This window comes from Chryseobacterium sp. R2ACT005 (assembly GCF_049949215.1).
Lineage (GTDB): Bacteria > Bacteroidota > Bacteroidia > Flavobacteriales > Weeksellaceae > Chryseobacterium.
This window is the reverse complement of record NZ_CP188192.1, coordinates 608,118-632,330: the sequence shown is the minus strand read 5'-3', so window position 1 is coordinate 632,330 and position 24,213 is coordinate 608,118. Positions and strand designations below refer to the sequence as shown.

Sequence of the window (24,213 nt, the reverse complement as noted above, 5' to 3'; positions counted from 1 at the left end):
AAAATATGTTATCAACACTGTCAAGAAAAATGCTGATGTGCCTTACAGGACTCTTTTTGGGATTCTTCCTGTTGATTCATTTTCTCGGAAATCTTCAGCTTTTTCTGCCACAAGAACAGGCGCACCTGCAATTTAACGCTTATTCGCATTTTCTATCCGGAAATATTATTATCAAAATAGTTTCTTATGTTTTGTATGCCAGTATTATTCTACATGCTGTAGACGGGCTGATCATTACGTTAAAAAATAAAAAGTCTGGTGGCGGTTATCAGTCGGACAGACGTGGAAGAGCCAGTAAATGGGCTTCCAGAAATATGGGAATTCTCGGGACATTAATCCTGATCTTCCTGGTGATCCATTTCCAGAACTTCTGGTATATCTACAAATTCGGAAATCCGCCTTTGGATGAAAACGGAAATAAGGATCTGTACATTCTGGTAGTGAATGTCTTTAAAGAATGGTGGTACGTTATCATTTATGTTTTATCAATGATTGCTTTATGCTATCACCTGATCCATGGGATACACAGTGCTGTAAGAACATTGGGGCTCTATCACCCTAAGTTTGTACAATGGTTCAAAACTATAGGAATTGCCTATTCAATCATTATCTGTGTAGGTTTTGCATTGATGCCGGTGTATGTATTCTTTACTTATCATTAAACAGAACGGTCATGATTTTAGATTCAAAAATACCACAAGGCCCATTAGAACATAAATGGGATAATTATAAAAAGAAAGCAAAACTCGTTAACCCTGCCAACCGCAAAAAACTGGATGTCATTGTAGTAGGAACAGGACTGGCAGGAAGTTCCATTGCTGCTTCTTTGGGAGAAATGGGATATAATGTTAAATCATTCTGTTTCCAGGACAGCCCGAGAAGAGCACACTCTGTGGCAGCCCAGGGAGGTGTGAATGCTGCAAAAAATTACAAAAACGATGGTGACAGTGTCTACCGGATGTTTATAGACACACTGAAAGGAGGCGACTTCAGAGCCCGTGAAGCAAATGTATACCGTATGGCAGAGTGCTCTCTGAACCTCATCGACCAGGCTGTAGCTCAAGGTGTACCTTTCGGACGTGAATATGGAGGATATCTGAATAACCGTTCCTTCGGAGGGGTTCAGGTAAGCCGTACTTTTTATGCGAGAGGACAAACAGGGCAACAGCTTCTTCTGGGAGCTTATCAGGCTTTGATGAGACAGGTTGGAAAAGGTTCTGTACAATTGTTTTCAAGACATGAAATGCTTGATCTGGTCACTGTTGATGGGAAAGCCAGAGGAATTATCGTAAGGAATTTAGACACCGGAGACATTGAAAGACATGCAGCCCATGCTGTAGTATTGGCAACGGGAGGTTATGGTAAAATCTATTACCTGTCTACCCTCGCCATGGGATGTAATGGTTCTGCAATCTGGAGAGCTCATAAAAAAGGAGCTTTAATGGCTTCCCCAAGCTGGATTCAGGTACATCCTACTTCTCTTCCACAATCCGGAGATTATCAGTCTAAACTGACCTTAATGTCTGAATCATTACGTAATGACGGCCGAATCTGGATACCATTGAAAGAAGCTGAAAACAGACCTCCGAATGATATTCCCGAAAATGAAAGAGATTATTACCTGGAAAGAAGATATCCGGCTTTCGGGAATCTTGCTCCGAGGGATATTTCTTCCCGTGCAGCCAAGGAAAGAATTGATGCAGGTTTTGGAATCGGGCCTTTGAAAAATGCAGTGTATCTCGATTTTTCAAAAGCGATACAGGAACAGGGAAAAGATAAGATCAGTGAAAAATATGGAAACTTATTCGATATGTATCTGAAAATAACAGGTTATGATGCATATAAAGAACCTATGATGATCTCTCCGTCTGCACACTTTTCAATGGGTGGACTTTGGGTAGATTATGAGCTGATGACCACCATTCCGGGATTGTTTGCCCTAGGTGAAGCTAATTTTGCGGATCACGGAGCCAACAGATTGGGAGCCAATTCTCTTTTACAAGCTTCTGTAGACGGTTATTTCATTGCTCCTTACACCATTGCAAACTATTTGGCAGATGAAATTCATACCGGAAAAATTTCACCGAACACTCCTGAATTTGAACAGGCAGAAAATGCCGTTAAAGAGCAGATTCGTGATTTTATAAGTATTAAAGGAACTAAAACCGTTGATTATTTCCACAAAACATTAGGAAAACTCCTGTATGATTATTGCGGACTGGCCAGAAATGAAGAAGGTCTGAAATATGCCATTCAGGAAATCAGAAAACTGAAAGAGGAATTTTATAAGGATGTAAGGGTTTCCGGGCAGGGAGATAAAATGAATACCGAACTGGAAAAAGCAGGCCGCGTTGCCGATTATTTTGAAATAGGAGAACTGATGTGCTATGATGCCTTAACCCGTAACGAATCGTGCGGAGCGCATTTCCGGGAAGAATTCCAGACTCCGGACGGGGAAGCGATGAGAAATGATGCGGAATACCAGTTTATCTCCGCATGGGCGTGGACAGGTAAAAATGGCGAACCTGAGCTGATTAAAGAGCCTTTAACCTTTGAAGAAATTCAGCCAACGGTAAGAAGTTACAAATAAAAACAGAAAATTATGGATTTACATCTTAAGATATGGAGACAGAAAGACAGAAAAAGTGAAGGAAAACTGGTGGGCTACGACCTGAAAGGATTGAACTCCCATATGTCTTTCTTAGAAATGCTGGATACCTTAAACGAAAAACTGATCATTGAAGGTGATGAGCCTGTAGAATTTGATCACGACTGCCGTGAAGGAATCTGTGGACAATGTGGAATGATGATTAACGGTATTGCCCATGGCCCTCTGAAAAATACAACCACCTGCCAGCTTCATTTACGGTCTTTTAAAGATGGGGAAACGATTCTGATAGAACCTTTCCGTGCTGAAGCTTTTCCGGTGAAGAAAGATTTAAAAGTAGACCGTTCTGCTTTCGATAGAATTATATCTTCAGGAGGTTTTGTGTCTGTAAACACAGGCCAGGCTCCTGATGCTACAGCCATTCCGGTGACTCACCAGACTGCTGAAGAAGCTTTTGATTCCGCAGCCTGTATCGGATGTGGGGCTTGTGTGGCTACGTGTAAAAACGGAAGTGCAGCATTATTTACCTCTGCAAAAATCACCCATATGGCCCTTCTTCCTCAAGGGAAGGAAGAACGCAGTAAAAGGGTTCTGGATATGGTAGCTCAGATGGACACCGAATTATTCGGGCACTGTTCCAATACAGAAGCCTGCGAAGTGGAATGTCCACAAGGAATTTCCGTACTCAATATCGCCAGAATGAATTTTGAGTATAGCAGAGCTTTATTTTTCAGGAAAAAAGCTTAGATCAATAAAAGAAGAACGCTAAAAATGATAATGTTTGAAAGGGTAAATCTGCAATGCAGGTTTGCTCTTTCTTTTTATGATTTACTTCTGCTCATTCATTATGGCCACAACCCTTGCCGGAGCTGCAGAACCGCCTACAATCTTTAATGGAAATACACAGATTTTAAATCCGGATGGAGGTAATGCACTAAGATTTGTAAGCTGCTCGATGTGTAAATATTCTTTTTCAATTCCTACACGGTGTCCTTCCCAAAAGAATTCAGGATCATTGAGTTCTTTGGCTTTTTTAGCCATATATCTTAAAGGAAGATCCCAGCCCCATTGATCAATTCCCATTACTTTTACGCCCTGGTCAATCAACCACTCTGTAGCTTCTTTGCTCATTCCTGTACCTTTTTCTACAAAATCTGAAGTTCCCATCATCTTATCTCGGTCAGTTCTGATCAGTACAATATTTCCTTCCTGTATCATGATTCCATTTTTGTCAAGGTTTTTTTTGAGATCATCTACGGTGATAGCCACAAAATCTTCTTTATGAGTACAGTCAATCACAATTCCATCCCCATAACACCATTCCAGAGGAATCTGGTCTATAGTTTTAGCCGGTTTACCTTCTACTACAGGACCATAATGCCATGGAGCATCAATATGAGTGGTGGCATGAAGACCCATATTTTTAATCGTGTCATCTGCCCAGCCCGTCCAGTTTTTAGGAAAAAGTCTTGAGGGCAGTCTTAACGCCAGACGAATCAGCCAATGTGATTTTCTGTGTGCTTTATGTTTGATTTTCACCCTCATGAACCATGGGTCACCTGCATTATATTGAATAGGTTTTGTCAGATCAACAATTGTTGTTTTCATATGATTTAGCTAATAAGACAAAGATAGCGAATATGATAAAAAGAAGAATAAATGGAATATTTGTTTGAGTTAAGAATCTGATCAGTACATAAAAAAGATCAGCTAATTACTGATCTTTTTCTAATTCTATTGGGTTTTCATATTTTTTATTTTCTTCTCGTTCTTTTTCTCTCTGTCTTACCATTTCCTGACCTTTTATTATTGTCGTTCCATAACTTGCAAGTACAGCAGCAGAATTTGCTTCTGCATTTCTTAATGCTTGTTTTAATTTTTGTTGTGTTGTTTCTATAGCTTCAGTATATCTGTTTTTCTTGATGGTAACTAACTTTCCTTTTAATTTAGATGCAGGTATAGATTTTACCAGTTCAAAATCAAAATCTCCTTTATCATCTGTTATTTTGACAATTAATCCTGGTAATCCACTAAATTTATATGGACCATAAGGCAATGGAATTTCAGGAGAATACCATGCTATCCAGTTTCTTCCTTTAAAGGTAACTTCTGCTTTTTTGCAATTAATTGTATTGATCACTTTAGACTCATTAATAAGTTTCCAATTCTTTATTATTGGTTCTTTATAAGTAAGTAAAGACATTCCAACTAATCTAAAATATTGTATATTTTCATTAGATTGAATTATGGTAAAAGATAAACCTGTTTTTGGAATCACTGTTCCTTTTTTCCAACCAAGAGTGATACTACCATCAGCATTCTTTGTTGCTGTTCCTGAAGCCGTCATTACAGAATCACCCTTAAGTGATATATTACTTGCGAAAAATGCACGGTTATTCCCTATCTGTAATAAAAATTGTTCCTCATGTTTATAATCAGTTCGTAAATCGAATTTAGCTTTTAATTGGTAAGTAAATTCACCATGAAGAGTATCCTGTCTGTATGATTGTGCATAAGATAAAACACTATAAAATAAAATGAATATTTGTATTAGTTTTTTATGGTAATGCATAAGAGATATTTTTCATTATAAAATTGCACTTATAGTCTTAATTTTCACTATAAGTGCATTAATTTAAGCTAATTAGGCTAGATTATTACTAGGACCATAGTGAGAAGCCGACTTACAATAATTTGCTTCAAGAGCTTCAACCCACGCATTTGCTTGCTCTGCTGTCCAATCTTGAGTAGTTGTAGCTTGTACACCGCAAGAAGTTTCAGCATACCAAACTTGACCTCCTTTTACAGATTTAAGGTTTTCACGAGTCATTTTTTTTAATTTTTTCATAAAATATGTTTTTAATCAGGTCTCAAATATATATACAACTAACTCATATCTATAGGATATTTTTTATTATGTTAAGCAGTTGTTTATCTGATAAAAACATATTTTTCACTTAAAAAATTTTCGTATAAAATTGAATTGATTTTATCATATTTCCTACACAAAAAGTATTCATTAAAAAAATGCTTTTTATTATTCTTGATTATGTTAAATAATTAATTTCAAACAGAAATTTTCACATATAAAGTCTAAAGGTTGTTTAATTATTTTGACGCATTACCATCAAATTTAGCATTTTACTTTTTTGCCTTTTCCTTAAAACCCTTTAGGAATCATAATCTTCTTCGGATCATTCTCATCATACATGATTTCAATAGTTCCGGATTTAGGAACAGAAGAGAGGTTCAAAAGACTGACAATTTTCTTGTAAACAGTAATATGTTCTGTTCCTCTGAAATCTTTAAAGCTCACCTGAAACATAATCTGCGGCTGATCATTGACAAGAAGACCTGTCTGGCTTACACTGATAATATTGGCTTCAGCATTTCTTCCTGAAAAGAGGATTCGTTCTTCTTTTTTATTTTTAAAAAGCCTGCTGATCAGCAACTGAAAAACCAAAATATAAATAAGAGTCATTACTCCACTGAAAATAATCGGATGCATGAAAGTCAGAAATCTCCAGCCAAAATCAAAGGATTCCCGCATATAGAAATAATAGTAGAGCCCAATCACGTAAGTAATCAACAGGACAGTAAACACAATTCTTAAAATGATTCCTGAGGTATTGAACCCGACTTTCTGATCGCTTAAAATAAAGTAAGGTTCCTTTGAAACATTGGGATTTAATAGTACTTTCACCTTATTTCCGACATCAAATCTTTTTTCCTGTGGTTTGGAGTCGTGAAACATCATTTCATGTTCAATTCCTGTATTTCTGAGATTAGGAAATGAAAGTACAACCTGAATGATATTCATATTGGTTTTCGGAATATACTTCAGAAGTTTATAGTTGATGATTTTGGCTTCTCTTGGAATTCCGTTCCGCAGTATGGATTGAATCATATTCTTCTCTTTAAAGGTTTTTATAAAAAGTATATTGATAAAGAAAAGAATCACATACAACCATATAAGCAAAGAAAAACCGAGATACCCATAGCTCACAGCTAATGAATTTCTCGGTTCTGTCGCCAGTTCCTCACCCATCATATAGATGAAAATGGGAAAAGGAGCACTGAAAAAAAAGAAAAAAGCTCCCCAGAAAATGATCAAAAATTTCATAACGTTTATTTTGTGTGGTGAGATAAAGTTATGATTTCTTATTGAACGGGAGATATCTTTTTACACCTCTTTTTCAAAATAAAGTCTGTAGTATTTTCCTTTATCATCTTCTCCGGTTTCAATTTTCTGTCTGTCTCCGTGGATGTAAATGTGGAAATTTTTATCCAGTTTAATAATACTTTTAAAATGTCTCTGAGTCTTTTTTACCGCAGCTTCACTGATCGGGAATTCTTCAGCGATGTTCACCTGCATTTCCTGTTCGTAATCTGTTTTAAAGTTGACAAAACTTTCAATCACGTGTTCATCTCCCAATACTTCACTGGCAAAATCATCTAACTTAAATTCTTCTTTTTCTTTGAAGAAATTGATAGACTTATTAAGGAAGTCCGCCTGGTCTGCTTTGGAAACTTCAAATTCCTGAGGCAGCTGTTTTGTGATATAATCTTTATAGACCATCAAAGCCTCCTGCGTGTGAAAATATTCATCATCACGCTGTTTTACCTTCAGGAAATCTTCGAACCAATAGTACATATCTCCGTTTTTGTTGTTGTCAACTACAGAAAGTACATATCCGGTTTCTTTATCATTGTTGTAGATCAAAGCGGCTTTATCAATTTTAGATAAACCAATTCCCTGATCTTTTTCAATATCAAAAGTTTCTTCTGAAGGGTTGATTTTCAGGAAAGATTCTCTCTTCTCTGTTTTGAAGATCCCGATCTTGTCTACTCTATCAGGACGGTCACTTTCATCTTCAAAAAGTACGATAAAAAGTTCCCCACTCTGAACTCTTGGGTTTTCGGCAGCATCAAAAAGGTGTTTTGCAATATTCTCCGACTCCCAGATGAACTTGGATTTGTCATCAAAAATTTCTGATACAGCACTGTAAACCGGGTTATTTACCAGGTAAGTATCACTGTAAAAATGAAAAGTTTCTTCTGATTTAAAGGAACCTAAAAAGTAATCTTCAAGCATTTCTGCCATTCCTTCTTCCAGTTTCAATTCTTCCTGGGAAAGCGTCAGGGAATCTCCATTGATCTTATTTCCTACTCTGTGTACTATTATTTTTGAAAACATTTTTCTGAATATTTGGACTGCAAAGATATTCATTCTTATTCTTTCTGCGAAACCTAAAAATTTTCATTTTATTCTGGGTGAGATTTTATCCCACTGTGTCATTCTGAATGAAATGAAATGTAGTGAAGAATCCCATAAACCTGAATATCAATTAGATTCTTCCTTCGTCAGAATGACAACAGCTAAACCATTTGGCCTTTGAAACAGTCCCAATTCTCAGTCGTTCGTTTGTACCAGACTTGATAATAGAAGTTTTTGGCTTTCATTTTTCCAAATTGATAAAACCCTTATCATTTTGACATGCTTTTTTGTTTTAAAAATTCAGCAACAAATACATAATTATTTAAATATCAAACATTTAAATAAGACATATTTCTAACGGAATACCATTGGCATCATGATTTGAAAACATAGAAAAATGGACTTAAAGACATTAAACAGACTCGATAAGCTGCGAAGATTAAAAAGCAGAGGACCTGAAACTCCAAAATGGCTGAAGCCCTATCACCTGCTCTTTTTTGCTTTTTTAACCATTTTCATCTTTGGCGCCATCATCAGAATGCTGGAACAGAATCACCATTAAAATATAATATTATGAATTATCTACAAGCCGTAAAGGAAATCACCGACGTGGTTCCCGATTTCGAAAAAGAAGTGAAAGAAATTAAAATTCAAAACTCATACAGCATCATCCGCACTTTCACGGAGCGCATTAAAAACATGATCCGCCAGAATGACAGAAATTTGCTGTTCAGAAGTTTACAGAAAATGGACAAAATTTATACTGACGGAGATACCGTATTAAAAAATGCTATTGAGACTACTTTCATCTATTCTCTGGACAATTGTACCGCTTTCTGCAGTGAAGAATACAGAAAAGTGATTTTTAGTCACATTTCTACCAACCTTCAGAAGGTATATTCAAGACAAATTTACAGTCACGGTATATAAAGGTTTTATTACATTTTTTATCCGTTTCATTACAAAGTGTTTAAATTAAACAAAATCAAAAATAACTCACAATCAATAGATTATGAAAAATAAAATAAGAAGAATTTCAGATTGGAAAACCTTGAAAACCACGACCAACAGACACAATACAGAGATATTGCTCACTCACATCGCTGTGATAGTATGTGTATTTATTTTTGCAGCCTGCCTTTAAATTTTGGTATACATTTCGCTGCAATATAAAGTGTTTGAAAAATTCTTAATTATGATGAAAGTACAAATGCAAACTATTAATCAAAAAATAGCTGTTGAATACTTAAAATTTTTCTATCCGCCACTTCGCAATGAAATCACACAATTGTCTGTTCAGGACAATTTCGCTGGAATCATGCAGGCTACCGTGAATTATCTGAAGAATCTTTTACAGGAATCTAAAATCAGCATTATTGCCCATCACCTTAAACTGATGGACTCAATCTATAAAAACGGGGATTCTTATGTAAGAACCATGATTGAAAATCTGTTTGTAAGATCTTTTGAAAGCTTCAAAAAACACGCAAAGATTCAACATTGGAAACTCCTTTATCAATATATGCCTGTAAGCTTCCAGATCATTTATAATGAGCAGCAGAAGCAGGATATGATATATTTTGGAAAATAACATGTAAACAAAAAGCAAAAAGGCAGATAAGTGAATTCGCCTTTTTGCTTTTTTGTTCTGTTACTGACAAATCACACCCTCTTCTATTTCAACAATACGTGCAAAACCCTTACTTTTGCGAAAAAATAACGATGAAGTACCCTTTTTACGCAGCCATGATAGGCCTATCTCTGGTTTCGTGCGGAAATAATGACAGCACTATTGACGATCCGAAGCCGATTGATAAAGAAATGTATCAATTTGAATTTAAAAGCTATGCTGTAAAAGGAACCACTCTTTATACCGGATCATTTGGAAGTAAATCTAATCCTGATGAATCTTATTTGAGTAAATACTGGAGCATGTATCAGGAACCTGCCTGGAAAAAGATAAGCCTTGATCTTACCAACAAGACCATCAAACTGATTTCCGAAACCTCATCTACAGATTTCACTTATAATTTCACGATTGTAAATGACTCTGTACTCATCAAAGAGAATACTACTAATAAGCCAACTTATATTGGTGATTTCAATAAAAATACCTCCTCTTTCACTTTAAAAAGAACTTACAGATACATTAAAAGAGTACCCCGAACCGATGGAGAAGGGTTGCTGATTACTAAAAGTGCACATTTTGGGACAACCCAATACGAAAATATTTTTGGGAATATATTTACCACTCCTTCTGAAATGGTAAAATCAGGAGATCAGGTTTTATGGACAAATATTGAATATTACTATAAGAAGTTTTAATCAATCGATGATATAATAAAAATCCCTCCAATGAACATATTGGAGGGATTTTCTATTTTTAAAAGTCTTATTTCGTCACAAACACTTTCTCAATGGTCTGCGATTCTTCTTTACTCAGTTTTGAGGATTTTCCCAGTTTAGCAATAAAAGCATTTACTTCTTCCGGGGTTGCCGGTGATCCCAGGTTTTGCCCTTTATCATCAAAAGAATCTGCCAATACTTCTCCTTTTGGGTTCAGAACCAGCCAGAAAGGAAGTCCGGCATTTTCACCTTTATATTTATTCATCAATTCCTGCCCGCCAGGGTTTTCAAGACTTTTCTTTTCGCCTCTTTCCTGAACATCCACATAAGCAGTGACGAATCTTTTATCAAAAATAGGTTTGGCTTCAGGAAGATTCATGTTTTTTTCCATCATCTTGCACCATTTGCACCATGAAGCATGGAATACCAGTAAAACATTTTTATTGTCTGCTTTAGCTTCTTTGAAAGCTGTATTCAATACTATATCTGCTTTTTCCTGTGCTGCTCCTAACTGAAATAAAAACAGTGTAACAACGATAATAATTTTAGAGTATTTCATTCTGAATTTTTGTTTAAATCTACACGAATTTAAGCATTTAATCGTTCAATTATTTTATTTAACTTTAAATATTATTATAAAGAATGGGATATAAATATTTTTACGGTTTTCTTCTAGCTTTCAGCTTTGCAGGATATAATGCTCAGGTTTCCGATGCGGTAAAAAAGCTGGCACAGCCTTTAGATACTATTTCTTATGCTGAATCATCTCATATCGGAGTCGGTGGAGAAGAAAGTAAAATTTATAATCAATTTAAAAAAGTTGCCAAAATAGCGAGCAATGACGAGCTCTATTATTTTGCGATGAATGGGAGCAATGCATTAAAATTATATTCAGGGAAAGAATTGTTTAAAAGAAAGGATAAAAGATTTTTAGACATCTATACATTTTACTCCAGAAACCCTTTAAAAATGGAGTATATTTTAGGTTGCACCATAGATAGTAAAAATATTACAAAGTTTTTGAAAGATGAAGTATATGCTGCTCCACAATATATTTCATTACGGGATGGGTTATTAAAAAATAATAAACAAGATGAAATAAGAAAAATACAACTCAAGCAAATTAAAGAAATGGGCTATGGTAAGCTTACGGAAGGAGATGTCAGGACAGTAAAGAAAGATTTGGAGAAAATTGATCAAAAACAAAACTAGTTTCCTTTATGTAATACAATACGCCTAAAGTTTCATCCCATTCAATATATTAACTTTTAGTAAGTTTACAAAATGATTGAAATAAAAAAATATTCTAATCAGTCAGGACATCCTGAGCCAAGACGGGTCATCAAATACACATTATTCTGGTGTGATCATGGAAGTGCTGAAATCCTGATCGACGAAAATATTTTCATCCTGAAAACCGGCCAGGCCATAACCATTACTTCAGGACAGTTTCATCAATTAAAATCGGTGGAAGGAGAACTTACGGCATTAGAATTTACCCTGGACTTCTTCTCTAAAAGTGACAGTGATATTGAACTTATTTTTCACAATGGGCTTTTTTGTCATTTCGGAATGAATGAAATGATTACTATACTTCATCCCGAATTTTTCTCCGAAATACTCAACACTATTGAAAAAGAAATTCTGGAACAGCCTTATCAGTATCTGATCTCCACGCATTCTCTGGTTGAATTGCTGTTGGTAGAAATCAACCGCAGTAAAATTGCCAACGGTGATGAAATATGGAAACCTGATGCTTTATTCTTAAAGTTCCTGGAAAGTGTCAGAACCCATTTTAAAAATAATTATCAGGTCTCCCATTTTGCTGATATCCTCGGAACCACTGAAGCCAAGCTGAATGAGGTTTCAAAACTTCACACGAGCAAAACTGCTCAAAATGTTATCTACAGCCTTATTATTTCTGAAGCAAAGAGACTTTTACTGTATGAAAAACTTACCGTGAAAGAAATAGCTTACCTTCTTGGTTTCAATGATCCTTTCTACTTTTCCAATTTCTTTAAAAAACATACTTCCCGTTCTCCAAAAGATTATCAGAAGACCGTAAAGGAAATTTAAAGAAGTCAGAAAAAATTAACAGCCTCACAATAACTTCCAGCTTCCAACTCCCCTCTCCCAACAAATATTCTATGCTTTTCCCGGAATTGTCTATTCTTTAGACAATGGTTTTCGCTGAACTTTGTACCTGTAATTAAAACCTAAAAATAAGGTATGAGAACTCAACAGGACACTGCCGTTTTTTTGTTAAGGATAGCTCTGGCATCCGGATTTTTATCTGCTGTAGCAAGCAGGCTGAATCTTTGGGGAGCTCAATCTTCAGGATGGAAAAAATTTGTCGATTATACTGCTGAAACGAATTCATTTTTACCGCAGTCATGGGCTTCCCTAGTTGCCGTATTGTCTACAGCTGCTGAATTATCAATCGGCATTCTGCTTCTTATAGGGTATAAGGTAAAAGGCACAGCACGGTGCGCCTCTATTCTTACTTTATTTTTTGCGGTTGCGATGAGTATTTCTTTTGGCATTAAAGAGCCTTTGGATTATTCTGTCTTTGCATTCAGTGCCGGAGCATTTCTTCTGAGTACTTTCTCCCGTTATCAATGGAGTATAGACCAATTTCTACAACAATAACAATTAAAATTTATATATCATGAACACCAACATTCACGATTACATCGTAAAAACAGAACAAAAAGAATGGCAGCCTCTAATTGAAAAAGGGATTCATTATGAAGGTATTTTTGTAAAATCTTTAAAATTTGATCCGGAGAAAAACCGTTCTACCAGCATTCTTTTAAAATTTGAACCGGGAGCCAGCTATCCTTATCACAATCATCCTGCCGGAGAAGAACTGTTTATCATGGAAGGTGATGCTGCTATTGCAGGTGCCCAGCTTGAAAAAGGAGATTATTTGTACACTCCGCCTAATTTCAAACATTCCGTGAAGTCGGAGCATGGGTGTACTATTCTTTTTGTGATCCCTGAAGAAGTAGAGATTCTTTAACCCATTAAAAACAAAACCACAGTAAAATATTTCACTGTGGTTTTTTCTTATAAAATGTTGCAGCATTACACTGACATTTTTATTTCAAGGCGGCTTTGTTTGATGATACAGATCTGAAATTAATTAAAGTTTTTTTCTTTCTCACAATATCCACCAGAGTCTGTACTGAAAAAGTGAGAATGATATACAGTACAATCAGCACCGACACATATCCAATTTCATGTTGTCTATATCCAAAAATTCCTTTTCCCCAGGAGATCAGTATCCATTGGATCATGTACATTGAGGTTAAATTTCTGCTGCAGTACTTCAGAACACGCATAAAGCCATTTTCCTTAACGTTTGCAGTTATTGTATTGATCAGCCATAAAAACAGTAAGGTCCAGCCTGCAAAATAAATAACCCCGCCAGGCCCCATATGATAAAATCCGTTGTAATTATAATCACCATACAGAAAAACCAGCGGTGCACCTATGGCAATAAACAACAGTCCTACATACAGCATATTTCTAAATACCAGTTTGATGTTGTAGTTCAGTTCCTGAAACCATTTACCGAAAAACATTCCGATGATAATAAAAGCCATCCATGGGAAAACAGGAAAATAGACATATGCCGGATAATCCGTATTGAAAAGAAGATCCAGAACATAATTGATCACAGGATAGTCAAGATTAATTCCGCTCACTTCTCTGGATATCAGTGCAACGAATAAGCCTATCGCCAGAATAATATATTTATTTTTCACATACTCTCTGATAAACCCAACGAACAGTAAAGACATCCCTGCCAGCTGTAAAATATCACCCAGCTGTACCAGATATACATACTGCTGCTCTATAGGAGCATGCCATCCGTATTTCTGGATAAAATTATCGGGAGCAAAATTAAAAATAACAGGGATCATAAATTTCATAAAATTCATAAAGAGACCTGCAAACACCAGTAAAACACCCCGTTTTAATGCACTTTTAAGACTTTGATGAGTGGAAGTCATAAAGGTAATTCCCATACAGATCAGGAAAATGGAAGTTCCTCTTCCGAGAAAAACAATAAAACTGCCAATTGCTGTTTCATATTGTGATTTTACATTGGCGTATACCAGTAAGGTATGTATAATGATCATTCCGATAACACTTATACCTTTTATTAAATCCAGAGTGAGGATTCTTTTGTTTTGTTGTTCCATAGTTTTTTTAGTGAAAATTGTGGATTAGATGGATAAAATTGTATTCATTAATTTTTTGTTAAACAATATTTTTATTTATTCTAAATAAAAATCAAATATACAAATTAAAACCACTCCTTATAATTCATTAATAAATTTTCATAAAATATTAATAATTAAAGATTTACTTCCACATTAAAACCCATTTCAGGTCAATATCCGTCCCTATCCATTTATATAATTTACCCTTAAATCCTTTCAAAAATGAAATGATTAATATCCCTCTACATAAAAAACTCTTCCTGGGTGGAAGAGTTTTTACTATAGTGATTATGATTTAGGCAATTCAGGGGGACGCATTTTGTATTTGTAACTATTTAACGTTTTTAAAAATGCTACGATATCAAAAACTTCGTCGTCCGTAAGATTCAGTTTTTCCACCATTCCTGATTTATGGGGAAATTTCGGGTCATTGATCTGATCTTCTTTTGGAGTTTCTCTTCCCATTCCTGCGTTGTACATCATGACAATGTTAGCCAGCTCAGGGAAAAGCCCGTTGTGCATGTAAGGTTTGTTCTCAGAAACCTCTCTCAGTGTAGGGGTTTTGAATTTCCCTACATCTTCATTTTTTTTAGTAACGATATATCTTCCCAAGTCTTCGTATTTCCTTCCGTAATAGGTGAGTCCGAGGTTATGAAACTTCTGGTCAGAAAAATAAGGAGTGTTGTGGCAGTTGATACAATTCGCTTTGGTTCGGAATAAATGAAGCCCATTGATTTCAGAGTCCGTTAACGCATCTTTTTTCCCGGAAACGAATTTATCAAACTTTGATGGCGGACTGATCAGAGAACGCTCAAACGTTGCAACGGCTTTTGCAATTTTCTCTTCTGTCACTTCCCCATTTCCGAAAGCTTTTATAAAGAAAGGCTTATAATCTTTAATCTTCTTGATATTTTTTGTGGCCATTGACATGTGAAGATTCATTTCCACCGGATTTTCGATAGGAGCTTTCACCTGCTCTTCCAACGTTGCTGAACGGCCATCCCAGAAGAATGTTTTGGCATATCCGATATTCACTAAAGTAGGTGCATTTCTTGTTCCCGTCTGTCTGTCATGACCAAAGGAAACTCTGCTCCCGTCTGACCATCCTATTTCAGGATTATGGCAGTTGGCGCAGGAAATCTGTCCGCTTTTGGACAATCTCGGATCAAAGAATAACATTTTTCCCAATTCCATTTTATCTTCGGAATAGGGATTATCTTCAGGAAATTTCATCTTAGACAAAGGTCCGATATCCTGAAACCCGTCTTTTGCTTCATCAAATAAGTGAGGAGCCGGCCATTTGCTCTGATCCCCGCTGCTGTATAAAGTACGAAGCTCTTCTACAGTATATCCTGTAGGATCATTTGAGGTATAACTTAATAAACATACTATTCCGGCAACGGCCAGAAAAGCGATATATCTGTCTTTCATTTATTTTTAATAATAAACATTCAACCCTACTAAGGCAACATGATTAGCTCTGCCATTGTAGTCCACTTGATTTTTATACATACTGTTCATCAGCCAGGTCTGAGAAAAACTTCCGTACAGCTCATATCTGATTTTGTTTTGATCAAAGATATAACTTGCGTTAAAATTAAGACCAATTTTTGGAGTTGCGTCATAAGCAAAATCCGGCTGAGCAATTTTCGTTGCAAAGATATTCTCTTTTGTGCTCTGATAAGGCTGATAATTGAATTCTTTTTCCAATGGAATATACAGGTTTTGCGAAAGACCAACCATTATTTTATGTGAAGGTTTTAAAGCAAATTCTTTTTCTGCACCCAGACGGTAATTGAAAAAAGAAAGTTTTCTGTCCATTACGACCGATGCATCTTTCACATGATTTTTCCCATATGCTGCATCAAAAAGAATCTTAAATGCTTCATTTTTATGGTTAAACCAAATCACACTATTCTGCCAGAAAAGATTCTTCTGCTCCAGGCGGTACGATCTGTATTCCAGAGGATAATTATAATTGGTATCCAGCTGATCCTGATAGGTCACCATGGAAGCCCATTTTTTACCATTATAGTTCCCTAAAAAATTAAGGTAGAAACTATGCAGATCTGTTTTTAGTCCGGAATATTTTGTATAGTCTTTATGCCAGTTAAAGCCTGCGTCCTGATATTCGAAGACCCTGTAAAAGCGTTCAATCAGATTTTTATAATCATATCCGGCAGAGAAATGGGTACTTCCATTATTAAAAGCATATTCTCCACCCCAGATATAGCCTCCCATTTTATATTCAGAAGTTTTATACTCGGTATTCCCGATGTACTGATTACCATAACCTTCATTATAACGGATATAAATGCTGTCATTGGCAGGTACATTTCCTTTCATATTCACAAACATGATATCATTTCCCTTGTAATGATGTACGTAGCTCAGTTTCCCAAAAATGGCATGCTGTTTCCACTTTAAACCCAATTTTGCAAAGGCTTTGTATTTGTAATCATCTACCTTCGGTCTTGGATCTGCATTCTGACGGTAAGATTTGGCATACAACCCTTCTCCTCCCAACTGCAGGATTACAGGTTTTACAGGATTATAGGCAAACTGTCCGCTGATAAAATAGCTTTGTTTCTGCCATCTTGCCGAACGGGGAACCCAATAATATGAAGGGTTATAAATAAAAGAAGAATTTGTAGTTCTCTCATCGCTTAAAATATAGGGAACATCTTCTTCAGTTGTTTTGTCTGCTTTAAGTCTTCCTGATAATGCAATTTTATCATTCAGTTTATAAACTCCTTCAGACTTAAAAGTAAAACTTCCTGTTTCTCCTGCTGTCTGTACTCTTTTAAAATTTTGTTTTACAGAAGAATACTGAAAGGTTGTCCGTGAAAAATCCAAAGGCTGGAAAAATGAAATATACGGATCATTTATTCTGATATCCTTTTCTACCGAACTGATGTTAATACTATCTAAATGAGTAGTCTGAGCATGGAAGAACTGGCTGCCTAAAGCAACCAATCCCAACATACTGTATTGAAAGACTTTAATCGTCTTATTTCTATTATTGTGCATATCCTCTAGGGTTTGCTTTAATCGTTACAAAATCATTGGCAGAATTATTTGTATCCTGCAATACCATACGTCCATTGACAATTTCCTTCGTTTTACGGATTACAGAAAATCCTGTAAAAGTACCTTCAGCCTGCCCCAGAGAGTTGACAATGAAAGTTCTTGAAGCATCTATATCTGCAGGGAAATCTTTAGGTACTTTCTGCTCTTTATCCGTAATATCTATTCCGTCTATGATATAGTTTTTAGGAATTTGTAAAAACAGGGTTCCGGTAGGCGCTTTAGGAGCTGCAACTTTTTGCCAGCTTGCCACTTCTGCATCCGTTGCTCTCAGAATTCCTAATCCCAGCATAGAATTTACATTCAGGATTAAATCATTAGAGGCAATACTCCAGTAAGCAACCTGCATATCCGGCACCATAATATTCTGGATATCCCATGCGAAGGGCTTTTTACCAATACTTATATTATAATCTCCCATATAAGTTTCAAAGTCGGCATGGCTCAGATCAACAGTTTTATCAGGCTCCTGTATTGGTATTCCTGTACCGTTAATATCATCAAAAGGCATCTTATGATTAATGGCCGTTTGAGCTACAATAATACTTTTCCCAGGTAAAATTGGGTACTGGCTACCGTTGCCCGGTATTTTGATAAGTATATTAGAATAAACATAATCCGTATTGGCTGCAGCACCTCCTCCGGCAGTTTTGCTCCAGTCATACTGCCCATTGGATAAAGTATAGGTGGTCACATTACTGTTCACATTTCCTTCCAGAAATACCAGGTATAATCCGTCAGCATAAATAGTCTGATCCGAGTTGTTGTGAACCTCAATAAACTGATCTCTGAAATTGGCTCCTAATTTATTATCCGAACCTGCATAATAATATTGTTTGATTACAAGATCTCCAAGGTTTCCACTGGTGATTCTGATCAGTTTTGAAGAAGTATTGGCATTGATGGTTACTTTTTCATCAAAACCTCCGAAGTGAACAATTTCATAGCTTGTTTCCTCTCCTATTTGCTGTTCATATTCACTCTGCTTCAGCTGTAATTCAGCCTGAATACTGTAACTTCCCGGCAGAACGGCATCTAATTTCAGTTCTCCGTTGGCATCTGTTTTTCCGATAATCTGATCTTCTGTGGCTGTATTTTTCAGGATAACAGTTACATTCGCTACTCCTTTGTCTGCTACGGAAGGGTATTTGGAAGCATCATATTTAATATTTACAGTAAACGGAACAGGCTTAATCTCGTTATTTCCTCCAAAGTCATCATCTCTGTTGCATCCAACAAGGGCAAGAACGGGAATTACTAACAATAGTATTAATCGTTTCATTATTTTTATTTTTAGCGTTATTAAAATCTGTATGAAATATTTCCTCCAAATGAAGTAGACGTAAAGTTTCCGTAAACAGCCCCTCTTTCGTCGTATGCTTTTAAATTGAAAACATTACTTACGTATATTGACAATCTGAAACCACTTAAGAAATCTTTTGTAACCCTTAAATGAACATTATGAAGTGTTTTGTTATATAACCCTGAAAGTTTTTCGTCAGAAGGTTTCAGGAATAATCCCTGGTATTTTGGATTGGTACGCTCATTTTCAGGAATCATCTGCATTTCTCCGTCATGTTTTATATACCCTATCGGATAAATATCATTCATTCCTGTCAAAGATCTGTCTGAAAGAAAATGATCTGTTCTCAAGCCAATAATTAACCCTGATGAAGCAAGGTGATAATCAAAACTGAAACTTGCTCTGGCCATGGATCTTTTATTTTTGATATCATTATAAATCCCATATTGGTAATCCTTATCCATGATCTCCGGTGCACTGATTTTGTAAAGTCCGTCATCTTTCTGCCCGGAAGTCTCCACATAACTGGCATTAAAACCAATCACAAGATTAAGAGCTTCTATTTTTTTGAAGCTGGCCATCAGTTCCAATCCTTTATCTGAAGACTGATATCCGTTAATAATTCTGTTCTGGAGGTAATTAAATTTTTCAGTTCCTACAATTTCAAAAGTAGGCACATTTGTTCCTGATATATTGACATCAACTTTGGCTTTATCCATTATTTTATGAACACTCATGGTAGTAAAACCATCTACCAGCTTATTGTAATATGCTGTAAGGTTAACAATCCCAAAAGGAAACCTGTAATCTACTCCTATTTCAGTTTTCCAGCTCTTTGAAGGTTTAAGACTTGCATTATCTCCTGGTGTTACGACCGTTTGCATAATAGCTGCTGAATAATATCCAGGCAGACGATAATCCCCAAGAAGGAAGTCAAAATATCTTGGTGCTGTGTAGATCTGATTAAGTGAAGGTGCTTTAGATGTTAATCCAAACCCTCCTCTCACAGAAAGTTTCCCCATCTGATAAGAAGTGTTTACCCTTGGCGAATAGGTAGAATATGAATTCTGCAAATCATAGCGAAGACCCAGATTTGTTTTAAAAATGTGTTTATTAGCAAAGACTTTGGTAATATTATCCTGAATATACAATGCATACTGTTTACTGGAAAATACATTGTCCCTGTAATTAAAATCTCTCATCCCATTGGAACCCTGCCCGGCTGCATTTATCGTTGTGAACTGTCCTGCTGTTCCGTACCTTCCTTTTCCAAAGTTATCTCCATAACGGAAATTAGCTCCCATACTGTAATTATGAGCCCATTTTGAAGAAGTTAGTTTTATTCCGTTAATGCTAAAATTGGTGTAAATATTAAGAGGTTTCCCATCCGAAAATGCCTGATTCTCATAACTTGGCGGTGTATAAGGTGCATAATAAACTCCATCTGTTGTAGAGTTTCCATAAGGACGAGCGCCTTGGTTCAGCCAGTACCTGCGTTCTGTAAGCTGAGTTGCATAGCTTAATCCCATATCGACATTGATTGATTTAAAGAATGTTTTTTTACCATTCTGTGCGAAAAAATAACTGATATTATTTCCTAATGAAAAGCTTTTATTTTCGACATTGATAATCATTCCGTCAACATCATCAGGGTCTCTTTTTCCTTTGCTGCTATTGGTAGAAAATGAAGCAGACAGCTTATTTCTAAATCCATTTTTATTACTTGACCAAAGAAAATTGACATTTGTTCTGTCATATCCTACAAGGCTGGTTCTGGGATCTGAAAGAGAATTCATATAATCAACAGAAGCGTTCAGGGCATTATTCTGATTAATTTTAAACCCTTTGGTAAGGCCAACCTGATAAGTTCCTTCTCTCAGCGATGCATCCAATCGTAATGGTGATGCTTTTGCCGTTGTAGTAACTTTGATCAATCCAGAAGTCAAATCTCCATATTTGGCATCCGGTACTCCTTGTACAACTTCAATACTTTCGATATTTTCTGTAGGAATTTCTCTTAAATCAACCCCGTAATTCGGCTGGCTTGGCATTAGGTTTCCTCCTTTGGTAGAGGTATTAAAGCTTATTCCAAAAGGGCCGCTGTTGGCAGAGTCATAGCTCTGCATATTTTCGTTATTAGATAAGACAATATCATTGACCATCAACTGTACCCCAAACGCCCTGTTCCCGAAATCATCACCTCCAGGAACATTTCCAGAACCTGTTACTGAAGGTCCGCTTGCGGTTCTGAAAACAATATTTTTAAATTGGGTATTGTCAAACTGCTGTACATATTGACCAGGTAATTGCTGTAATACATCTCCGATAGAAAATGACTGCAGGTTTTGAAGTGCTTCCTGTTGAATTGCTATTTCAGAAAATTGTTTTTTTCTTGCAGTAAGCTGCACTCCTTCGATTCTGATTTCTGATCTTTCACGAGATGAGCTTTTAGGTGATAGAATTTGCAACTTTAGTTCCTCCCCCTCTTTGATTATAATGGTTTCTTCTCTATTATTATCATTTAGGAAAGTAATCTGGCATTTTCCTTTGAGAACCATAGAATTACCGTTCTTATGCAATTCTTTACATTCTTTCAAACCACCACTGACAAGTTCTCCCGTTTTGATTTGTCCATTATGAGAAAATTCAACTTTCTGAGCAGACAAGAATCCGCCTGCTGTTAGAAAAACAGCACCTGCTAATAACGATAATTTCACCCTTAAAATATTTAGAGCGCAAATTAATTATAATTATTCTAAATAAAAAGTAAGTTTTAAAATTAATTAAAGTTATTTTTTCTTAAAACCAAACAATATATACAAACAATTCCCTGAATGAAGAATAAAACAATAATACAACTTAAATACACACGATATTACATCTGGCTATGGCTTTTTAAAAACGGACTGAAAGTTAAATGCATAGGATGATGGACCGTTTTCCTGCAAATACTCTAGCCGCTTCACAGCTTCTGTTATGTCTGGATATTCGCTATCTTTAATCCACCACAGAGCATAAAAGGCTTTTCCATATTTTTGAAACCATTCTTTCCTTCTTTTCAGAAAGTCAACATGAAATGTTTTATAGGTATAGTATTCCAATGTTTCTATATTTCTCCATACAGATAGATTGATAATAATTTGTTCATCATTAAATGGATTAAAGCTTGCCGCATTGTTATCCTCATCTTTTAGCCTCCATATGAACCCATCACTTTCTTCTGCTAGTTGATTAACTGAATCAAAATGACTTACAAACTCATTCATTACTGGATCTTCTATGTTAACTCCTTTCATTCGGGCAACATTAATTTGTGCTAATTGGTACATTTTTTTATTTCTTTAATTCTCGTTATATTGTGTAAAAATAGATCCTGTACTATTAGCATAAAATAACTATCAATATAGATACTATAAAAAAAATGAAAAAAGAATGTGAGACCTCATACATCAATGTGGACCAAAAATCTTATCCCTGTGCAGTAAGCTTTGTCATGGATCTCATTGGAGGAAGATGGAAAGGAGTTATTCTCTGCCACCTAAAGAAAGGTGATAAAAGGTTTGGTGAACTAAAAAAAGAGCTTTCTTTTATTACAGAAACAACCTTAAGTATTCAGCTGAGACAATTAGAAAGAGATCAATTAATAACACGAACAGTATTTGGAACAAAGCCTCCCGTAAAAGTTGTATATAGTTTGTCAGATTCAGGATTATCATTTATTCCTTTATTGGATCATATTAATAATTGGGGCAAAACTATTTTAGAAAGTAAAAAGGTGCTTTAAAAGTTTATACATTAAATTTATATATCAGTCTACAGAAAATAAAACCCCGCAGTAAATAAATTTACTGCGGGGTTGATTTATAATTAGATGTTAGTGTTTATAGATAACTATATAAATTAATATTATCCATCCCATTAATAAATAGAGTACTCAATTTGCTGTGCTTATTTTGGGTTACCATTTAAAAGTTTTGAGTTTGTTGACTTATTTATGAATATCAAATAATCAAAAGAGCTAGCAACATTAGTTTTTGTAAATTCATTTTGATCTGTACCAGATCCTGTTTTGCGAAATAGAATATCTTTTAATATCCAATTGCCAAGTTTGTTGCCATCCTTCCTGATGGCTTTCAGATCCATAATAAAAATTGGAATGTCGAGTGAGTTAAGCTTATATTCTAATGTTCCGGGACCGGCTTTTTCTGAATTATAGGTACCAAGCTTCCCATTAATACTGGCAGAATAAGTACCTTCATAAAAGGCAAATCCAAAATTCACAAAATCTTGACCATACATTTCATTTACCCAATACCCCATTCTGTCTGAATTTAATTTTGCAATGTGATAATTATGAGCGGAGACAATTACTTTAGAATTCAAATAGTTTTCTTTTAACCATTTAACATTCTCTGCCATAAATTGGTCTCTTCTAATAAAACTCTGTTGGATATATTGTCTAATAATATCTACATTTTGTAGGAAGCGCGATTTTTCTTCCGGATTTTTTATTGATATACTTTTTTCTTTTATTAAAAACAGATACTCAGATATAATTTTTTGACCTTTTCTAGAATACGTTCTAAAGCCTCTGTTATTTTCCTTTAAAGCGATTTCCATGTCATCAATCTCTTGCTCGGGCAGCTGATTTTCCTGATATGTTTTTCTTATTTGATCTATTGCTCCTTTAGCATATTGCATATCGAAACCATCAAAAAAAACTTTTGAACTATGATTTTCATTGTATTTTTTTAACCATTCAACAAAAGTTAAAGTTTCTTCGGTTTGCCACAGCCAAAAATACATTCCCTTTAGAATATCTTTGGGGTTTCCTTTTCCTTCCTGAATATAGTGATTCATTAAAAAACTTTCAGGCATATTGGCTTCGAGCGAAAAGACATTGAAATTTTTGTGGGCTATCAAATATTCACTTATTTTATATTTCATTTGATACACTTCACTCGAACCGTGAGTAGATTCTCCTAATCCTACTATTTTAGAATTTCCAATGAGTTTGTTTAAGATGAGCAAATCACTATTGTCTTCTTCGTCTGGATTAAAAGTTTTTATGGGATATATAAACTTTGAAATATATTCTTTCTCTTCAGAGTTTAAATCATTTTTTGATTGTGCATTGCTTCCTATAAAAAATATAATCAGAATAAAAGATAATTTCAAATTCATTTGCTACCTATAATTAGATTACAATTTTACAAAAAAATGTCACTTAAAAACTTCAATATAAATGTAAATCATATTAGATACCAGCGCATACTTTTTTAGTCGCAGATCATTCACTATAAATGATAACCTAACAGTTTTCTAATCTGATAAAAAAAAGCGTTCAATCAATTTAAGATCTTCCGTGACGATTTCTGCATTGCCTCTGAGTTCTTTGTTAAAAGGCAGTTTTTTGTTG

26 protein-coding genes are annotated in these 24,213 nt (G+C 35.4%); 13 read left to right on the top strand and 13 right to left on the bottom strand.

Annotated elements, in window-relative coordinates; all coding sequences use genetic code 11:
• The first annotated feature begins 5 nt into the window (after window positions 1–5).
• From ACPF63_RS02975 to ACPF63_RS02965, 3 genes are read left to right on the top strand one after another with little or no spacing between them, the layout of a single operon-like run.
• A complete protein-coding gene (locus ACPF63_RS02975; protein ID WP_047387121.1) occupies window positions 6–662 on the top strand; it encodes a succinate dehydrogenase cytochrome b subunit in 657 nt (218 codons plus the stop codon).
• A gap of 11 nt (window positions 663–673) precedes the next feature.
• The gene (locus ACPF63_RS02970; RefSeq protein ID WP_426481920.1) at window positions 674–2,590 is read left to right on the top strand and encodes a fumarate reductase/succinate dehydrogenase flavoprotein subunit; all 1,917 of its coding nucleotides are present in this window, start codon (window positions 674–676) and stop codon (window positions 2,588–2,590) included.
• A gap of 12 nt (window positions 2,591–2,602) precedes the next feature.
• Complete coding sequence (locus ACPF63_RS02965) at window positions 2,603–3,355, top strand: succinate dehydrogenase/fumarate reductase iron-sulfur subunit (protein ID WP_047378678.1); 753 nt, start codon at window positions 2,603–2,605, stop codon at window positions 3,353–3,355.
• 81 nt (window positions 3,356–3,436) lie between these two features.
• Here ACPF63_RS02965 and ACPF63_RS02960 read toward each other — a convergent pair whose 3' ends face one another.
• The 5 genes from ACPF63_RS02960 to ACPF63_RS02940 all read right to left on the bottom strand — a co-directional run bounded on the left by ACPF63_RS02960 (window position 3,437) and on the right by ACPF63_RS02940 (window position 7,805).
• Window positions 3,437–4,216: a cyclase family protein gene (locus ACPF63_RS02960; RefSeq protein WP_426481919.1), complete on the bottom strand. Its 780-nt coding sequence runs from the start codon at window positions 4,214–4,216 to the stop codon at window positions 3,437–3,439.
• A gap of 106 nt (window positions 4,217–4,322) precedes the next feature.
• Window positions 4,323–5,180: a GLPGLI family protein gene (locus ACPF63_RS02955; RefSeq protein ID WP_077419310.1), complete on the bottom strand. Its 858-nt coding sequence runs from the start codon at window positions 5,178–5,180 to the stop codon at window positions 4,323–4,325.
• A 72-nt stretch (window positions 5,181–5,252) separates the two neighbouring features.
• Complete coding sequence (locus ACPF63_RS02950) at window positions 5,253–5,456, bottom strand: bacteriocin-like protein (RefSeq protein ID WP_077419309.1); 204 nt, start codon at window positions 5,454–5,456, stop codon at window positions 5,253–5,255.
• A gap of 312 nt (window positions 5,457–5,768) precedes the next feature.
• Window positions 5,769–6,731 (bottom strand): hypothetical protein, encoded by a 963-nt coding sequence (locus ACPF63_RS02945; protein WP_426481918.1) that lies wholly within the window; start codon window positions 6,729–6,731, stop codon window positions 5,769–5,771.
• A 60-nt stretch (window positions 6,732–6,791) separates the two neighbouring features.
• The gene (locus ACPF63_RS02940; RefSeq protein WP_047387111.1) at window positions 6,792–7,805 is read right to left on the bottom strand and encodes a nucleoid-associated protein; all 1,014 of its coding nucleotides are present in this window, start codon (window positions 7,803–7,805) and stop codon (window positions 6,792–6,794) included.
• 418 nt (window positions 7,806–8,223) lie between these two features.
• Here ACPF63_RS02940 and ACPF63_RS02935 point away from each other — a divergent pair, with 418 nt between their 5' ends.
• The 5 genes from ACPF63_RS02935 (at window position 8,224) to ACPF63_RS02915 (ending at window position 10,151) form a co-directional block, all read left to right on the top strand.
• Window positions 8,224–8,388, top strand: a complete 165-nt coding sequence (locus ACPF63_RS02935) for a hypothetical protein (RefSeq protein ID WP_232538993.1) — start codon at window positions 8,224–8,226, stop codon at window positions 8,386–8,388.
• Window positions 8,389–8,399: 11 nt separating this feature from the next.
• Entirely contained in the window at window positions 8,400–8,756 is a 357-nt protein-coding gene (locus tag ACPF63_RS02930; RefSeq protein ID WP_105700953.1) for a DUF7674 family protein, read from the top strand.
• Between the two features lie 82 nt (window positions 8,757–8,838).
• Window positions 8,839–8,970: a hypothetical protein gene (locus tag ACPF63_RS02925; RefSeq protein ID WP_426481917.1), complete on the top strand. Its 132-nt coding sequence runs from the start codon at window positions 8,839–8,841 to the stop codon at window positions 8,968–8,970.
• Between the two features lie 51 nt (window positions 8,971–9,021).
• Window positions 9,022–9,417: a DUF7674 family protein gene (locus ACPF63_RS02920; protein WP_047388578.1), complete on the top strand. Its 396-nt coding sequence runs from the start codon at window positions 9,022–9,024 to the stop codon at window positions 9,415–9,417.
• A 131-nt stretch (window positions 9,418–9,548) separates the two neighbouring features.
• Window positions 9,549–10,151 carry a hypothetical protein gene (locus tag ACPF63_RS02915; protein WP_426481916.1) on the top strand — a complete coding sequence of 201 codons (603 nt, stop codon included), beginning with the start codon at window positions 9,549–9,551 and terminating at the stop codon, window positions 10,149–10,151.
• Between the two features lie 67 nt (window positions 10,152–10,218).
• Here the strand turns inward: ACPF63_RS02915 and ACPF63_RS02910 are convergent, their stop codons facing one another.
• Window positions 10,219–10,731: a thioredoxin family protein gene (locus ACPF63_RS02910; protein ID WP_426481915.1), complete on the bottom strand. Its 513-nt coding sequence runs from the start codon at window positions 10,729–10,731 to the stop codon at window positions 10,219–10,221.
• Window positions 10,732–10,814: 83 nt separating this feature from the next.
• Between ACPF63_RS02910 and ACPF63_RS02905 the strand changes: the two genes are divergently transcribed.
• From ACPF63_RS02905 to ACPF63_RS02890, 4 genes are all read left to right on the top strand, one after another.
• Window positions 10,815–11,384: a hypothetical protein gene (locus ACPF63_RS02905; protein WP_426481914.1), complete on the top strand. Its 570-nt coding sequence runs from the start codon at window positions 10,815–10,817 to the stop codon at window positions 11,382–11,384.
• Between the two features lie 72 nt (window positions 11,385–11,456).
• Window positions 11,457–12,248, top strand: a complete 792-nt coding sequence (locus tag ACPF63_RS02900; RefSeq protein WP_426481913.1) for a helix-turn-helix domain-containing protein — start codon at window positions 11,457–11,459, stop codon at window positions 12,246–12,248.
• A 153-nt stretch (window positions 12,249–12,401) separates the two neighbouring features.
• The gene (locus ACPF63_RS02895) at window positions 12,402–12,821 is read left to right on the top strand and encodes a DoxX family membrane protein (protein WP_426481912.1); all 420 of its coding nucleotides are present in this window, start codon (window positions 12,402–12,404) and stop codon (window positions 12,819–12,821) included.
• Between the two features lie 19 nt (window positions 12,822–12,840).
• The gene (locus ACPF63_RS02890; protein ID WP_180564403.1) at window positions 12,841–13,194 is read left to right on the top strand and encodes a cupin domain-containing protein; all 354 of its coding nucleotides are present in this window, start codon (window positions 12,841–12,843) and stop codon (window positions 13,192–13,194) included.
• A 79-nt stretch (window positions 13,195–13,273) separates the two neighbouring features.
• Here ACPF63_RS02890 and ACPF63_RS02885 read toward each other — a convergent pair whose 3' ends face one another.
• The 6 genes from ACPF63_RS02885 to ACPF63_RS02860 all read right to left on the bottom strand — a co-directional run bounded on the left by ACPF63_RS02885 (window position 13,274) and on the right by ACPF63_RS02860 (window position 22,123).
• Window positions 13,274–14,383 (bottom strand): heparan-alpha-glucosaminide N-acetyltransferase domain-containing protein, encoded by a 1,110-nt coding sequence (locus tag ACPF63_RS02885; RefSeq protein WP_426481911.1) that lies wholly within the window; start codon window positions 14,381–14,383, stop codon window positions 13,274–13,276.
• Window positions 14,384–14,692: 309 nt separating this feature from the next.
• Window positions 14,693–15,835, bottom strand: coding sequence for a cytochrome-c peroxidase (locus tag ACPF63_RS02880; RefSeq protein WP_180564405.1), 1,143 nt, complete (start codon window positions 15,833–15,835; stop codon window positions 14,693–14,695).
• A gap of 6 nt (window positions 15,836–15,841) precedes the next feature.
• The gene (locus ACPF63_RS02875; RefSeq protein ID WP_426481910.1) at window positions 15,842–17,434 is read right to left on the bottom strand and encodes a DUF6850 family outer membrane beta-barrel protein; all 1,593 of its coding nucleotides are present in this window, start codon (window positions 17,432–17,434) and stop codon (window positions 15,842–15,844) included.
• Window positions 17,424–18,773 (bottom strand): DUF4876 domain-containing protein, encoded by a 1,350-nt coding sequence (locus ACPF63_RS02870; protein WP_149386773.1) that lies wholly within the window; start codon window positions 18,771–18,773, stop codon window positions 17,424–17,426. The genes ACPF63_RS02875 and ACPF63_RS02870 overlap by 11 nt, the downstream gene beginning before the upstream one ends.
• Before the next feature lie 20 nt (window positions 18,774–18,793).
• A complete protein-coding gene (locus ACPF63_RS02865) occupies window positions 18,794–21,511 on the bottom strand; it encodes a TonB-dependent receptor plug domain-containing protein (protein ID WP_228408914.1) in 2,718 nt (905 codons plus the stop codon).
• Window positions 21,512–21,679: 168 nt separating this feature from the next.
• Window positions 21,680–22,123: a DUF3291 domain-containing protein gene (locus ACPF63_RS02860; protein ID WP_426481909.1), complete on the bottom strand. Its 444-nt coding sequence runs from the start codon at window positions 22,121–22,123 to the stop codon at window positions 21,680–21,682.
• Window positions 22,124–22,215: 92 nt separating this feature from the next.
• Here ACPF63_RS02860 and ACPF63_RS02855 point away from each other — a divergent pair, with 92 nt between their 5' ends.
• Entirely contained in the window at window positions 22,216–22,578 is a 363-nt protein-coding gene (locus tag ACPF63_RS02855; RefSeq protein ID WP_426481908.1) for a winged helix-turn-helix transcriptional regulator, read from the top strand.
• Between the two features lie 164 nt (window positions 22,579–22,742).
• Here ACPF63_RS02855 and ACPF63_RS02850 read toward each other — a convergent pair whose 3' ends face one another.
• Window positions 22,743–23,978 carry an erythromycin esterase family protein gene (locus tag ACPF63_RS02850; RefSeq protein ID WP_426481907.1) on the bottom strand — a complete coding sequence of 412 codons (1,236 nt, stop codon included), beginning with the start codon at window positions 23,976–23,978 and terminating at the stop codon, window positions 22,743–22,745.
• Between the last annotated feature and the right edge of the window lie 235 nt (window positions 23,979–24,213).

Bases quoted from the DNA above. Each gene is read 5' to 3' on its own strand.
- ACPF63_RS02975 (WP_047387121.1), top strand. From the start codon at position 6: ATGTTATCAACACTGTCAAGAAAAATGCTGATGTGCCTTACAGGACTC.
- ACPF63_RS02970 (WP_426481920.1), top strand. From the start codon at position 674: ATGATTTTAGATTCAAAAATACCACAAGGCCCATTAGAACATAAATGG.
- ACPF63_RS02965 (WP_047378678.1), top strand. From the start codon at position 2,603: ATGGATTTACATCTTAAGATATGGAGACAGAAAGACAGAAAAAGTGAA.
- ACPF63_RS02960 (WP_426481919.1), bottom strand. From the start codon at position 4,216: ATGAAAACAACAATTGTTGATCTGACAAAACCTATTCAATATAATGCA.
- ACPF63_RS02955 (WP_077419310.1), bottom strand. From the start codon at position 5,180: ATGCATTACCATAAAAAACTAATACAAATATTCATTTTATTTTATAGT.
- ACPF63_RS02950 (WP_077419309.1), bottom strand. From the start codon at position 5,456: ATGAAAAAATTAAAAAAAATGACTCGTGAAAACCTTAAATCTGTAAAA.
- ACPF63_RS02945 (WP_426481918.1), bottom strand. From the start codon at position 6,731: ATGAAATTTTTGATCATTTTCTGGGGAGCTTTTTTCTTTTTTTTCAGT.
- ACPF63_RS02940 (WP_047387111.1), bottom strand. From the start codon at position 7,805: ATGTTTTCAAAAATAATAGTACACAGAGTAGGAAATAAGATCAATGGA.
- ACPF63_RS02935 (WP_232538993.1), top strand. From the start codon at position 8,224: ATGGACTTAAAGACATTAAACAGACTCGATAAGCTGCGAAGATTAAAA.
- ACPF63_RS02930 (WP_105700953.1), top strand. From the start codon at position 8,400: ATGAATTATCTACAAGCCGTAAAGGAAATCACCGACGTGGTTCCCGAT.
- ACPF63_RS02925 (WP_426481917.1), top strand. From the start codon at position 8,839: ATGAAAAATAAAATAAGAAGAATTTCAGATTGGAAAACCTTGAAAACC.
- ACPF63_RS02920 (WP_047388578.1), top strand. From the start codon at position 9,022: ATGATGAAAGTACAAATGCAAACTATTAATCAAAAAATAGCTGTTGAA.
- ACPF63_RS02915 (WP_426481916.1), top strand. From the start codon at position 9,549: ATGAAGTACCCTTTTTACGCAGCCATGATAGGCCTATCTCTGGTTTCG.
- ACPF63_RS02910 (WP_426481915.1), bottom strand. From the start codon at position 10,731: ATGAAATACTCTAAAATTATTATCGTTGTTACACTGTTTTTATTTCAG.
- ACPF63_RS02905 (WP_426481914.1), top strand. From the start codon at position 10,815: ATGGGATATAAATATTTTTACGGTTTTCTTCTAGCTTTCAGCTTTGCA.
- ACPF63_RS02900 (WP_426481913.1), top strand. From the start codon at position 11,457: ATGATTGAAATAAAAAAATATTCTAATCAGTCAGGACATCCTGAGCCA.
- ACPF63_RS02895 (WP_426481912.1), top strand. From the start codon at position 12,402: ATGAGAACTCAACAGGACACTGCCGTTTTTTTGTTAAGGATAGCTCTG.
- ACPF63_RS02890 (WP_180564403.1), top strand. From the start codon at position 12,841: ATGAACACCAACATTCACGATTACATCGTAAAAACAGAACAAAAAGAA.
- ACPF63_RS02885 (WP_426481911.1), bottom strand. From the start codon at position 14,383: ATGGAACAACAAAACAAAAGAATCCTCACTCTGGATTTAATAAAAGGT.
- ACPF63_RS02880 (WP_180564405.1), bottom strand. From the start codon at position 15,835: ATGAAAGACAGATATATCGCTTTTCTGGCCGTTGCCGGAATAGTATGT.
- ACPF63_RS02875 (WP_426481910.1), bottom strand. From the start codon at position 17,434: ATGCACAATAATAGAAATAAGACGATTAAAGTCTTTCAATACAGTATG.
- ACPF63_RS02870 (WP_149386773.1), bottom strand. From the start codon at position 18,773: ATGAAACGATTAATACTATTGTTAGTAATTCCCGTTCTTGCCCTTGTT.
- ACPF63_RS02860 (WP_426481909.1), bottom strand. From the start codon at position 22,123: ATGTACCAATTAGCACAAATTAATGTTGCCCGAATGAAAGGAGTTAAC.
- ACPF63_RS02855 (WP_426481908.1), top strand. From the start codon at position 22,216: ATGAAAAAAGAATGTGAGACCTCATACATCAATGTGGACCAAAAATCT.
- ACPF63_RS02850 (WP_426481907.1), bottom strand. From the start codon at position 23,978: ATGAATTTGAAATTATCTTTTATTCTGATTATATTTTTTATAGGAAGC.